Genomic DNA, 13795 nt, shown 5'->3' with positions numbered 1-13795 from the left:
TATTCTTCCCCCATCCTAGTTCCCAAATATTCTCCCCGCAATTGATAGCATCATGATTCCTGCGACAATAAAAGCAAGCCACATTAAATATTTTTCTTGTTTCTTATACATGTGCTCCACTCCTTTCTCATTATATTACCCAATAATGAGAATATTGAACTTTATCTCCACTGTTGTTTTACAAATGAATACAAAAAAGCTCAACATATAAAATGCTGAGCAATTGCTTAAGGTCTATCCTCTTCTCGAATTTCTTCGATTGGTACGAAAACCTCTATATGTCTGTATAAATTTTGGAATGTTGCTGGGATATCCCCACCGTATTCACCATCTAAATTAAGAAGAACCTTATCCTCAGATGTTACTTTAATATTTTTCGCTTTTTTAAAAATAACATGTGGATCAGTCAAATGCTCACCACGTAGGGCTAAAGACGCCACACGAATAAACTCCGCTATGTTTAACTTTTTCAAAATTAATAAAGAAAACAAGCCATCGTTAATACTCGAACTTGGGGCAAGCTTTTCAAATCCACCAACGGAATTCGTTAAACCAACTAAGAACATCATCGCTTCGTCTTCAAATACTTCCCCATCATATTCAATTCTCACTTTTGTAGATTTAATCGATGGAAGCATCTCAATACCTTTTAAATAATAGGCTAGCTGCCCAAGTATCGTTTTAAGCTTACTCGGCACATCATAAGTAAGCTCTGTAATTCGACCACCACCTGCAATATTGATAAAATAGCGATCATTTACCATGCCGACATCGACTGGAATTGAATCCCCTTTAACAATAATCTCCACAGCTTTTTTTATGTCTCTTGGAATATGAACAGCTCGCGCAAAATCATTCGTCGTGCCCATTGGAATCAGACCAATTTTAGGGCGTTTCTCAAATGCGCTTACCCCTGCAACAACTTCATTCAGCGTACCATCTCCGCCAGATGCAATGATGATATCAAAACCATTTTCTACCGCTTTCTTTGCTGCCGCTTGAGCGTCACCTTCGCAGGTAGTCGCATGACACGATGTCTCATAACCAGCAATCTCAAGAGCTTCAAGCACTTCTGGCAAATTCTTTTTAAATAGTTCTCTTCCAGAAGTTGGATTATAGATAATTCTTGCACGTTTCATACTTATTTCCTTTCTGCTTCACAGTACTTTCTTGTTATAAAGACTATATTTCTTCACAAAAAGTTTCATACCACCATTAAAAGAGTCGACTCATGCCGACTCCTTTAAGGATTAGTTTAACTGACGTTATTTTTGTAGTGCAGGTAACCAAGCATTGCGAATTGCTTCATATACAGCTAGGTGAAATTCCTGATTATTAACAAACTCGTTGGACATTTGTGCATAAAATTCTTTTTGCACTTCCTCAAACGAAGGATCCTCTTTTGCCGGGAATTTTGCTCTACCTTCCATAACGAACTGTTGAACTTGTTCCGCACGTGGACCCCATTTAGATATCACTTCACCGTCTTTATTTAACAAAAGATATACGGGAATTGAACGCCCGCCATTTGTTAAATACTGATCCATTAAATCCAAATTCTCATCACGATAAACAGCACGAATCTCTACATTTGCCGCCTCTGCAATTTTACGTAAAACGGCGTTATTCATCATTGCATCTCCACACCAGTCTTCTGTAATAGCTAATATATGTGGTCCTTTTTCCTTTAATACTTGAATGAATTCATCATCCGCTGGTACATCAAATTTGTTGTAAATGCTGAAGGATTCTTCTTTTTTCGTAGTCATATCGTCCATATATTGAGTAAGTGGTTTTGCTTTTTCAAAATATTGTTGTTCAGTAGACAAATGAGTAGCCCCCTTTTTTCTAAGTATACTGCGTTTTGAATCGTTATTCAAACAAGCTCTATAACCCCATTTTATACTATTGTTTTTTTATTCGCTAGAAATGAGATTACGTCATTCACTTTCTTATGTATTCTTCCATCTTTGTAAAAAATGGAGCTTCCATCTGGTAGGGCATAAATTGTGCGTTCATTAGAAAGTGACATTAAATCATCATCAGATGCTTCGTTATAATGTACCTCCACACTAAAGTCTACTAAACCTAATCCTTTTATAACTAACGACTCTGGATAGTCTTCATCTTTTGTTAAAATACAACCCTTGCAAAATGCCAAAGCCCCGGCGCTATAGCCAATTAATAGCCCAGGATAACTTTTAATACTCATGGCTAGTTCTTTTTTCTCGATGATTTCAAGTAACTTTTCGGTTCTTCCTCCTATTAAATAAAGGGCATCGCTATCATCTATTCTAGAAATCATTTCCCTTTTTGATAGGTCTTCATGTAGCAATGTTAACCCCACATTCGAAATGTTGGCGAATCCCTGCTCCAAGCTTGACATCCAGCTATCATATTTTGAAATATCTGTTGCAAAAGGAACTACAACAATATTTGCATTTGGTTTAATCCGCTTCGATAATTCCTCAAATACTTCATCCAACTCACCCTTTAAAAAATGCCCACCACCAATAAAGCATAGCTCCAACGCATTCACCCCAATATGTGTTGATTATTAGTTTCTTTCATCATATCACCAGTATCGTTGGAAATAAACACCATTTAATTTGTGAATCTCTTGTTTATCGAAAAGACATCATGGTTTTCCTTTCTATACGCAAGCGATCACCCTCTATCCGAGAGAGTTTCACATACGTACGAGAGACATTAGAGACATCGTGTTTTTCCTTTCTATACGAGAGCGAATAGTGCCCATACGAGAAACATTCAATTCTATACGAGAGAGGCAATAACCAGATACCAAAAAAGGATGCCCGAATTCGGGCATCCTTAGTGTATTATCGTTTTGTAATTTCTTCGTTTAAGATTTTGTTAACAAGAGGCGGATTTGCTTGGCCTTTTGTTGCTTTCATGATTTGTCCAACTAAGAAGCCGATTGCTCGGTCTTTTCCGTTTTTGAAATCTTCGATAGATTGTGGGTTTGCATCAAGTGTTGCTGTAACGATTTCGCGTAAAGCACCTTCGTCCGAAATTTGTACTAAGCCTTTAGCTTTTACTACTTCTGCAGCGTCTCCGCCGTTGTCAGCAAGCTCTTTGAAAACTTTTTTCGCGATTTTGGATGAAATGGTACCATCAGAGATTAGTTTAATCATTCCAGAAAGATTTGCAGGAGTTAACCCTGTATCCTTCAACTCTTTTTGATCTGCATTTAAGTAAGCTGAAACCTCACCCATTAACCAGTTCGCAGAAAGTTTTGCATCTGCTCCATCGGCAATAGTTGCTTCAAAGAAGTTAGCCATATCCTTAGATAATGTTAATACGTGCGCATCGTATGCAGATAATCCTAGCTCTTCAATATAGCGTTGTTTACGAGCATCTGGTAGTTCTGGAATTTCTGCGCGTACACGTTCTAACCATGCATCGTCAATTACTAGGTCCACTAAATCTGGCTCTGGGAAATAACGATAGTCATCCGTACCTTCTTTTACTCGCATTAGTATCGTTTTACCAGTTTTCTCATCGTAGCGACGAGTTTCCTGTTCAATGATTCCACCAGCAGATAATACTTCTGCTTGGCGAACTTCTTCGTGCTCTAGTCCTCTACGTACAAAGTTAAACGAGTTTAAGTTTTTCAATTCAGTTTTCGTACCAAATTCTTCTTGCCCATAAGGACGAATCGAAATATTCGCATCACAGCGTAAAGATCCTTCTTCCATTTTACAGTCTGAAACATCTGTATATTGGATGATAGATTTTACTTTTTCTAAGTAAGCGTAAGCTTCCTCAGGAGTACGAATATCTGGCTCTGAAACGATTTCAACTAGTGGAGTTCCTTGACGGTTAAAGTCAACTAATGAATATCCATCCGCATGAGAAAGTTTACCAGCATCCTCTTCCATATGAAGACGAGTAATTCCGATGCGTTTTTTCTCTCCGTTTACTTCAATTTCAACCCATCCATTTTTACCGATTGGTTTATCAAATTGTGAAATTTGATATGCTTTCGGATTATCTGGATAGAAATAGTTTTTACGGTCAAACTTTGTATTTTGTTCGATTTCCATGTTTAATGCAAGTGCTGCACGCATTGCGAAATCTACTACGTTCTTATTCAATACAGGTAGCACGCCAGGGTATCCTAGGTCTATCACTGTTGTGTTTGTATTTGGCTCAGCTCCAAAATGATTAGGTGCTGGTGAGAAGATTTTCGAGTTAGTTTTTAACTCTACGTGTACTTCTAATCCAATAACTGTTTCAAAGTTCATATTATTTTCCCTCCCAAATTTGAGGAGTTTGTTTATGGAAATCAGTAGACTGTTCGTAAACATGTGCTACACGATAAATCGTAGACTCATCAAAATAATTTCCGATAATTTGTAATCCAAGTGGTAATCCATCTTCAAATCCACAAGGGATAGATATTGCTGGAACACCCGCAAGGTTAATTGGAATTGTTAAAATATCATTTGCATACATCGTCAATGGATCTTCTACGTTTTCTCCAATTTTAAATGCTGGAGTTGGAGCAGTTGGTCCGATAATTACATCATAGTCCGCTAACACTTTATCAAAGTCTTGTTTAATAAGCGTACGAACTTGTTGTGCTTTTTTATAATAAGCATCGTATGTTCCTGCACTTAACGAATAAGTACCAAGCATAATACGACGTTTAACTTCATCACCAAATCCTTGTGCACGTGTTTCTTTATAAAGGTCCAATAAGTTTTCTACGTTTTCCGCACGGAAACCATAACGAATTCCATCAAAACGAGAAAGGTTGGAAGAAGCCTCTGAAGACGAAAGAATATAGTATGTAGCTAAAGCGTATTTAGAATGTGGCAATGAAACCTCTTCCCATGTAGCTCCTTGTGCTTCTAATACTTTCAACGCATCCATTACAGACTGACGCACTGCTTCACTTACACCTTCTCCTAAATATTCTTTAGGCACGGCAATACGAAGACCTTTTATATCTCCTGTAAGAGCAGCTGCAAAGTTGGGAACATCAACATTTGCTGAAGTAGAGTCATTTGCATCAACTCCAGAAATTGCTTCTAAAAGTAGTGCATTATCTTCTACGTTGCGAGTAATTGGACCAATTTGATCTAAGGAAGATGCAAATGCTACTAAACCGAAACGAGAAACACGTCCGTATGTAGGTTTCATCCCAACAACACCACAGTAAGAAGCAGGTTGACGAATAGATCCACCTGTATCTGAACCTAATGAAAACGGTACTTCACCGGCTGCTACTGCTGCAGCTGATGCACCTGAAGATCCACCAGGAACTCGGTCTAATGACCATGGATTTTTAGTAGTTTTATATGCTGAGTTTTCGTTAGAAGATCCCATCGCAAATTCATCCATATTCAATTTACCAATTGTAACCATTCCAGCTTCACGTAGCTTTTTAACTACAGTTGCATCATAAATTGGATTGAACCCTTGTAATATTTTACTTGCACAAGTAGTTTCTAATCCCTGTGTTACGATATTATCCTTCACTCCGATAGGTAAACCAAATAATGGTCCACGCTCTTCAAAAGGAGTTCTTTCTAATTCTGTCGCTTCTTCTAGTGCTTTTTCTTTATTCAGTGCTAAGAAGGCTTCTACCTCGCCATCAAGTTTTTCTACACGGTCAAAAGCTTCGTTTGTTAAATCCACTAAAGAAACTTCTTTACTAAGTACAAGCGCTTGTAATTCTTTCGCTGAACGATTAAATAACGTCATGATTTTCCCTCCCAACAGCTATTAGTCCATGATTGATGGTACTTTTACTTGTCCTGCTTCTTGTTCTTTTACATTTAACATCATTGTTTCACGATCTAAGCCTTTAGTAGCTACGTCTTCTCTAAGTACGTTTACTAGCGGTAAAACATGAGTAGTAGGTTCAACATTTGTCGTGTCTAATTCTTTTAATTGCTCAGCAAATTCCGTAATTGCTCCTAGTTGAAGCGCAAATCGTTCTGCTTCTTCCTCGGTAATTGCAAGTCTTGCAAGATGGGCAACATGCTTTACTTCTTCTTTTGTTAATTCTGCCATTTATCACACCTCCGAATTCAGGTAACCATAAGAAATATCATATCATTTTTCACTCTGCTTGAACAGAGTATAGCAATCGCTTATTGAGTGTATATATGCACATACGCCTCTTCTTCGCCAGGTTTTTTCACAAGCAATGCCTCTGCGCCATCTAACGAATTGACTTGAACCTCGATATTCATCGAAGGATTAAAATGCGTTTTTATCAAGCCAGCGAGATGTTGCGTAAATCCAATCACCTCTGCAGTTCCATAAAACTGAATAGGAATGGTAATCGTCCATTTTTGGAGCTGTTTGTCTTTGAAATAGCCTGTTCCAATAATACTTGTATAATTGGTAAAATACGTTTCTACATCTTGCTTGAAGTTACGGAAAATTGTATCTAAATCACGATATCTCTCTTGGGAGTCCGCTGTAGGAAATAGAACATACTCCTCGTCTATCCCTTTCCAATCAGACACATTTTTCCCTGCTGGTGCTGTACTATACATAAAGTATGTTCCTGGCACAACAGCACTGCGGCTATTTTGCTTAAACAAACCAACTACAATCGGAACCTCTGCAAGACCATCCATTTGACGTAGACGGGTAACTACCTCTTCAGCAATTCGTTTCCCATTCTCTTCAATTTGAGCCTGAGTTAGCTTCTCTTCGAAAGTAGCACCATATTGTTCCTTCGTATAATAATACGTGGAGTTTAAGGCCAGTCCTATTGAAATTCCTGATAGTTTTACGGCATTATCTACTTTTTCCAAATAGTTTTGCTCCACGATATGCGTTATATATACGGGTGCTTTTTTCGCCTTTTCTTCTCCAGTTAAACCTTCATCGCTCGGATTTAACCCACCTTCTTCTTGATTGCTTCTTGCTAGCCAATCCTTTAACGTGCTCTTATCTAGGTACTGCCCTTCTTGGAATAAATACTTATCCGGCGAGAACTCATTTTGAGATATTCGAAGAAGTCCGTTTTCCACTTCTTTCATATCGTACTTAGTAGATAAATTCGATAAAACTAATCCTCTACTTGCGCTTTCTTCGTAAGGTAATAATGTTCGATAATATGTTTCATCTAGCTGTAAACTCGGAATTATTACTGTTTTGGTCTCTTCTTCTTCAGTATTTTGTATAACCTCTGTTTTATCACCCAAAGAAGGTGCACAGCCAGAGACCGTTAGTAATAAAGCCAGCGTCAACATGCCTATATGTTTTTTGGCCATGTTCGCCACTCCCTTACTCCACAATGGAGTCTAATAATTTTTGTTCATCCCAAACCTCGATACCAAGACTTGTTGCTTTTTCTAGTTTAGATCCTGCTTCTTCTCCGGCAATGACTAAATCTGTTTTCTTACTGACACTTCCGGAAACCTTACCACCTAAAGACTCAATCTTTTCTTTTGCTTCTGTCCGAGTTAGCTGTAAAAGCTTTCCTGTTAATACAACTGTTTTTCCGGCAAATGGACTGTTTTCTATTGCCTCTGCATCAATAATTCGACCAGTATACTTTAGCGTCAAGCCAGCTTCTTTTAGCCGATCAATCAATTGTTGAACCTCTTCTTGCTCAAAATAAGTCACTAATGAATCAGCCATTTTGTCCCCTATCTCAAAAATAGCGACAAGCTCTTCCCTAGTTGCTTTCATCAACGCTTCAAAGCTATGAAAATTCTGCGATAGTATTTTTGCCGCTTTTTCTCCAATATGACGAATACCAAGTCCAAACAATACTCGCTCCATTGAATTTGCTTTAGATGTTTCAATTGCTTCGACTAAATTAGTAGCAGATTTTAAGCCCATACGCTCAAGCTTTACTAAATCATCTACTGTCAGTGTATATAAATCCGAAATATCTTTGATGAGTTGTTCTCTAAATAACTGTTCTACCACTTTTTCACCAAGACCATCAATATTCATCGCATTGCGAGAAGCAAAGTGGTAAATACCCTCTTGAATTTGAGCAGGACATTGTGGATTAACACACCGAAGTGCTACTTCCTCTTCGATTCTAACTAATTCACTTTCACAAACTGGGCAATTAGTTGGCATTTTGTACGGTAACTCTGTCCCTTTTCTTTCTTCTGTAATGACAGAAACTACTTCTGGAATAATATCTCCTGCTTTTCGGATAATGACATGGTCACCTATACGGATATCCTTTTCTCGGATTAAATCCTCGTTATGAAGTGTAGCACGTTGCACAGTAGATCCCGCAACTTGTGCAGGTTCTAAAATAGCGGTTGGAGTGACAACACCCGTACGACCAACTGTTAGGTCGATATCGATAATTTTCGTGACTACTTCCTCAGCTGGAAATTTATACGCTATCGCAAATCTTGGACTTTTTGCCGTAAATCCTAGCTCTTCTTGTTGTGCATAATCATTTACTTTGATAACAATTCCATCAATTTCATATGGAATATCATGTCTTTTTTCCGTCCATTCTTCTATAAAGGTAAGTACTTCTTCGATAGATGTACATTTTCTTGTTTCATTATTGGTCGGTAATCCTTGTTTTTTCATAAACCCTAGTGCATCTAAATGATTGTCAATATTTTGGTCCTCACCGTCGCCACCCATGCCGTAAACGAACATCGAGAGATTTCTGCTAGCAGTTATTTTAGGGTCCAGCTGACGTAAAGAACCTGCCGCTGCATTACGAGGATTGGCAAATAACACTTCCGCTTGCGCAGTGCGTTCTTCGTTTAACTTGGCAAAAGAGGACTTAGGCATATATGCTTCTCCTCTTGCTTCTAAGGTTACATTTTCTTTCAAACGCATTGGAATGGCGCGAATGGTTTTAATATTACTTGTAATATCCTCACCTGTCGTACCATCCCCACGGGTAGCACCTCTTACTAGAAGTCCATCCTCATATAACAGAGAGATTGCAAGACCATCAATTTTCAATTCACATATATACGTTGGTGATTCATCGATAATGCCTTGAATACGTTTATCAAAATCACGCAAATCCTCTTCATTGAATGCATTAGATAGACTAAGCATTGGATTAGCATGCGTTACTTTTTTAAACCCTTCACTTACGATGGAACCAACGCGCTGAGTAGGGGAATCCGGTAATATTAAATCTGGATTTTGTTCCTCCAAAGCTATTAGTTCATGTAAATATTGATCGTACACGGCATCAGGAACAATCGGATCATCTAATACATAATAGGCATGTCCATAATCATTTAACAGCTTGTGTAGTTCCTGTACTCGTTGTTCTAACTGATCCATCCAAGATTCCTCCTGTTGTGGTTAAACTTTTTCGATTGGGGCAAATTTAGCGAGCAGACGCTTAATACCTGTAGGACTTGGAAATGCAATATCTAGCTCGGTATTCTCACCTTCGCCACGAACACTGACAACCATACCTTCTCCCCATTTTTTATGAGCGGCTTTATCTCCAACCTGCCAGCCCATTTTTTCTCCACCAGACTCGTTGTATAGCGGACGAGTAACTACTGATCTACGAGTATTACCTGAAGCCTTTGCATGTCTTTCTGGATTTTTGCCGATGTCTTTAGTCCAACCAACGACCTCTATAATATCATCAGAAATTTCATTGATAAAACGAGATGGGCTATTAAAGCTACCGCGTCCAAAGATTGTTCGAGACTGCGCGCACGTTATTACAAGTCTTTCTTCTGCTCGTGTGATTCCCACGTAAGCAAGGCGACGTTCCTCTTCCATTTCATCATCATCACCGAGGGAACGTGAATGTGGGAAGATATTTTCTTCCATTCCAATGATAAATACAACCGGGAATTCCAAGCCTTTTGCGGCATGCATCGTCATTAATATAATATTCCCTTTAGATGCATCTTCCTCTTCATCCAATTTATCTATATCAGAAATAAGAGCTAAGTCTGTCAAAAATGCAACTAGCGACTTGTCATCACTTTTTTCCTCAAAGGCTTTCGTGACAGATAAAAACTCTTCAATGTTTTCTAAACGACTTTCCGCTTCAATTGTCTTTTCATTTTTTAACATCGTACGGTAGCCTGTTTTATCAAGTACTTGCTCGACAATTTCGGTAACAGACAGAAACTCCTGCATTTGGGTCAAGTTTTGGATTAGCCCTTGGAATTGAATAACAGAGTTTACAGCACGTGCTGGTATCCCCATAAAGTCGACTTCTCTTAATGCATCTAATATAGAGCGATCCTGATCTATGGCATAAAGGGCCATACGTTCAAATGACGTTGCTCCAATGTTACGTTTAGGTTCATTAATAATCCGAGCTAGTGATAAGTCATCATCGTTATTGGCGATTAAACGAAGGTAGGCAAGCAGGTCTTTAATCTCTTTGCGGTCATAGAACTTTGTACCGCCGACGATAGTGTAGGCCATATTCGATTTAACGAGTACTTCCTCCATCACACGGGACTGAGCGTTTGTACGATATAAAATAGCAAAATCATTTAATGTACGATTTTCCAGTTCCATTAAGTCTTGGATTTTTTGTACGACATATTGTGCTTCCTGATGTTCATTCATCGCACGGAATAACTCAACTTTTTCACCTTCTAGATTCTCCGTTCGTAATACCTTCGGATATCTGCTCGTGTTATTACCAATGACGTCATTTGCCGCCTGTAAGATTCGCCTTGAGGAACGATAGTTTTGCTCTAACATAATTGCTTTTGCATTCGGGTAATCCTTTTCAAACGACAGGATATTCTGAATATCTGCTCCACGCCAGCGATAAATTGATTGATCCGAGTCCCCAACGACACAAATATTTTTGAACTTTTTAGCAAGCATCTGTACTAATTCATACTGTGCTTTGTTCGTATCCTGATATTCATCTACATGAATATACTGGAATTTATTTTGGTAAAATTCAAGTACATCAGGAACTCGCTTGAACAATGTCAATGTCAGCATGATTAAATCATCAAAATCGAGGGATTGGTTCTTTCTCAATTTTTTTTGATAGCTTTTATAAACATTGGCAACTGTCTTCTCAAAGGGATTCATCTCATTCATCTGAGCACGATACATATCCGAATCAATACAAATATTTTTGGCACTACTAATCGCATTAAGCATAGAGCGCGGGTCATATTGTTTGGAATCAATGTTCTGTTCTTTTAATACATTTTTAATAACCGTCAATTGGTCACTTGTATCAAGGATCGAAAAGTTTTTAGTGTAACCAATTCGATCAATATCTCTTCTTAAAATACGTACGCACATCGAGTGAAATGTAGATACCCACATTCTTTCTCCAGTTCCTGGTCCTAACAAGCCATCTATACGCTCTCTCATCTCTCTTGCAGCTTTATTGGTAAAAGTGATGGCTAAAATTTTCGATGGATAGACTTCCTTTTCCACGATTAAATAGGCAATTCGATGCGTTAGTACACGCGTTTTCCCTGAACCTGCACCTGCCATTATTAGAAGTGGACCTTCTGTTGTCTTCACGGCTTCTTCTTGTTCTTTATTCATACCATTCAATAAGTTTTTCGCGATGATTTCCATAGTGCACTTCCCTTCTCAGAACATTTGTTCTATCATATCGTAATTCTAACGTTTACTCAATATTCTTTACAGCTTGAACTGTCTTTAACGCTTCTGCCAAGTTGTCATATACATGATTACCAACAATGATTGTATCCGCATAGGTAGCCATCTGTCTTGCTTGCTCCTCCGTTTGAATACCTCCACCATAATATAACTTTGTGTTTTTTAAACGGTTCTTTACTTTTTTCACCGTCTGAACATTACCATACATTCCGCTATATTCCATGTAGAAAATAGGAAATTTAAATAAATGTTCCACCATCTCTGCATAGGCGATAATATCTTCTTCACTGCTAGGATGTACTGCATTCGTCAGTTTCGCTGCTTTACAATCAGGATTTAAAATACAATAACCTTCTGGGATAATTTCCTCCCAATTCATCACTTCTCCGTATTCCTTTGTAGCCGCATGATGTAAATCCTTAACCCACTTTGTTTCAGAGCTATTTAACACACTCGGTATAAAATAATAATCAAATCCAGGCGTGATAGATTCAATCGTAGATACTTCTAACGCCACTGGAACTGCATATCTTCTAATTCGCATAAGCAAATCTATCACATTATCAAGCGTCACGTTATCTGATCCGCCAATAATAATTGCATCTGTACCAGATTCGCAAATCTGTTCAAGAGCGTCTGCTTCTATGGTTTTTGCTGGGTCTAACTTAAATATATGTCGCCAATCTTTATATTCCATTTTTTTCACCTACATCTAATTAGTTAACATTCCCCTATTATAACAAAAAAACTGAACAGACATTGCTGTTCAGTACATGTTCTTACATATTTTGAATTCTTATATTTTTCTTCCTACTCTTTAATCGTTGGTGCTGGATTTTCTTCTGGATATAAACGTCCTAGCATTTCATCGTAAGTACCATTTCCGTAGTCGTATGCACGTCTTACGCGTGAAATTGTTGCTGTACTTGCCCCAGTTTCTTTTTTGATAGATTCATAAGTCTTTTTTAAGCGCAATAAATGAGCTACTTCGAAACGCTGTGCCAAGGATTGAATCTCACTTATCGTACATAGGTCATCAAAAAATCGATAGCATTCTTCCATATCTTTTAGTTCTAATACTGCTTTAAACAGCTGTTCCGTTTGATTGCCTTTTATTTTTTCTATTTGCATTAGGTAATCTCCTCTATATTTTGATTTGGATTGTTAAGGTAAGTACGTTATCATTTTCTCTAACCCTGGATTGGTTGGTATGAAACTGATCCATGTCTGACCAGGTACTAATTTGGCAGGAACTCCATTTTCCATCGGCATAAGTATTCCATCGATATTTTCCCACTCGATTTCCTTCATAATACCAGCTTGGAAAATATACGCTCTCCCACCACCATCTAACGATAACTGAAGTCGACCAGAGCTATCAATTACTTTATGTGGCATTTCCATACATATTATATTTGCAATTTTAATCGCTTTGTCTGTTTCTTTATCAACTGTTAAAGCTCCAGCAGTCTCTCTTTCATAAATACCTTCATCGGGAATGTACGTATACTCATTTTCAAATGCAGAGCCGGAACCGTAATGGACTGAAAAATTAGATACTGGATTACCGATTTTTCCCCCTTCGACTGATTCAAAAAAAGAAAACCTTGGTAATTTGCTAATTTCCATCGAAGCTCCTACTTTTTCTGCACCTGCTAAAATATGTTCTTCCGTAATATACGAATTATGTGGAGCTTTTCGCTCTCTCGATCGCTCAAATAATATGCCATCGTATTGCATTCCATTTATGTGATCAACTACACCAGCATTCAACATCTTTTGAGCATCAGGACTATACCCATGCGCTATATAAAACGCGTCCAATCCTTTAGCTATATCAACAAAGTAGTCTCTAGCACTTCGAACAGGTCCAAGTTTTTCTGGAATCTCACTTTGGTACAATGCTAAAAATCTTGTCACACTGCCTTCTGCTAGCATTTCATAAATGACATCCGCAATTGCGATTCCCGACTGTGGACGAGCGAGCGGATGATTGTTTATCGTAACGAGTACCGGTCTTTGTGTCAATTCTTGTTCTGAACCAACTCCAGTGAATGGTGCCGTATAAGGTAGTACTGCTCCTTCTACGGGTACTTCTACTTCTTCCACAATTTCATCTATTATTTCTTCTACAGGATTTACTTCCTGCCCTTCTTCTTTTTTGGAGCAAGCTACAAGCAGTATACTTGCGACCAATAATATCCCCCAACGTTTGAACACA

At 38.2% G+C, this 13795-nt stretch carries 12 protein-coding genes; all 12 read right to left on the bottom strand.

What is annotated here, in order from left to right:
- Positions 1 to 227 precede the first annotated feature (227 nt).
- The 12 genes from BLR36_RS18185 to BLR36_RS18130 all read right to left on the bottom strand — a co-directional run bounded on the left by BLR36_RS18185 (position 228) and on the right by BLR36_RS18130 (position 13794).
- Entirely contained in the window at positions 228 to 1139 is a 912-nt protein-coding gene (locus tag BLR36_RS18185) for a diacylglycerol kinase (RefSeq protein ID WP_093063154.1), read from the bottom strand.
- 126 nt (positions 1140 to 1265) lie between these two features.
- Positions 1266 to 1829 carry a thioredoxin family protein gene (locus BLR36_RS18180; protein WP_093063153.1) on the bottom strand — a complete coding sequence of 188 codons (564 nt, stop codon included), beginning with the start codon at positions 1827 to 1829 and terminating at the stop codon, positions 1266 to 1268.
- 71 nt (positions 1830 to 1900) lie between these two features.
- Entirely contained in the window at positions 1901 to 2530 is a 630-nt protein-coding gene (locus BLR36_RS18175) for a Type 1 glutamine amidotransferase-like domain-containing protein (RefSeq protein ID WP_175454123.1), read from the bottom strand.
- Between the two features lie 310 nt (positions 2531 to 2840).
- Positions 2841 to 4268, bottom strand: coding sequence for an Asp-tRNA(Asn)/Glu-tRNA(Gln) amidotransferase subunit GatB (gene gatB, locus BLR36_RS18170; RefSeq protein WP_093063151.1), 1428 nt, complete (start codon positions 4266 to 4268; stop codon positions 2841 to 2843).
- Position 4269: 1 nt separating this feature from the next.
- Positions 4270 to 5733 carry an Asp-tRNA(Asn)/Glu-tRNA(Gln) amidotransferase subunit GatA gene (gene gatA / locus BLR36_RS18165; protein ID WP_093063150.1) on the bottom strand — a complete coding sequence of 488 codons (1464 nt, stop codon included), beginning with the start codon at positions 5731 to 5733 and terminating at the stop codon, positions 4270 to 4272.
- 21 nt (positions 5734 to 5754) lie between these two features.
- Positions 5755 to 6045 (bottom strand): Asp-tRNA(Asn)/Glu-tRNA(Gln) amidotransferase subunit GatC, encoded by a 291-nt coding sequence (gatC, locus tag BLR36_RS18160; protein ID WP_093063149.1) that lies wholly within the window; start codon positions 6043 to 6045, stop codon positions 5755 to 5757.
- An 80-nt stretch (positions 6046 to 6125) separates the two neighbouring features.
- Positions 6126 to 7262, bottom strand: coding sequence for a CamS family sex pheromone protein (locus tag BLR36_RS18155; protein WP_254771452.1), 1137 nt, complete (start codon positions 7260 to 7262; stop codon positions 6126 to 6128).
- 13 nt (positions 7263 to 7275) lie between these two features.
- The gene (gene ligA / locus BLR36_RS18150; RefSeq protein ID WP_093063148.1) at positions 7276 to 9279 is read right to left on the bottom strand and encodes an NAD-dependent DNA ligase LigA; all 2004 of its coding nucleotides are present in this window, start codon (positions 9277 to 9279) and stop codon (positions 7276 to 7278) included.
- A 21-nt stretch (positions 9280 to 9300) separates the two neighbouring features.
- Entirely contained in the window at positions 9301 to 11529 is a 2229-nt protein-coding gene (gene pcrA / locus BLR36_RS18145) for a DNA helicase PcrA (protein ID WP_093063147.1), read from the bottom strand.
- A 52-nt stretch (positions 11530 to 11581) separates the two neighbouring features.
- Positions 11582 to 12271, bottom strand: coding sequence for a heptaprenylglyceryl phosphate synthase (locus tag BLR36_RS18140; protein ID WP_093063146.1), 690 nt, complete (start codon positions 12269 to 12271; stop codon positions 11582 to 11584).
- Positions 12272 to 12384: 113 nt separating this feature from the next.
- Entirely contained in the window at positions 12385 to 12705 is a 321-nt protein-coding gene (locus BLR36_RS18135; protein ID WP_093063145.1) for a YerC/YecD family TrpR-related protein, read from the bottom strand.
- 33 nt (positions 12706 to 12738) lie between these two features.
- Positions 12739 to 13794 (bottom strand): DUF3048 domain-containing protein, encoded by a 1056-nt coding sequence (locus tag BLR36_RS18130; protein WP_093063144.1) that lies wholly within the window; start codon positions 13792 to 13794, stop codon positions 12739 to 12741.
- Position 13795: the final 1 nt, after the last annotated feature.

Origin of the sequence: Psychrobacillus sp. OK028 (assembly GCF_900103605.1) — a bacterium.
Taxonomy (GTDB): Bacteria; Bacillota; Bacilli; order Bacillales_A; family Planococcaceae; genus Psychrobacillus.
This window is presented reverse-complemented; position numbering and strand designations above follow the sequence as displayed.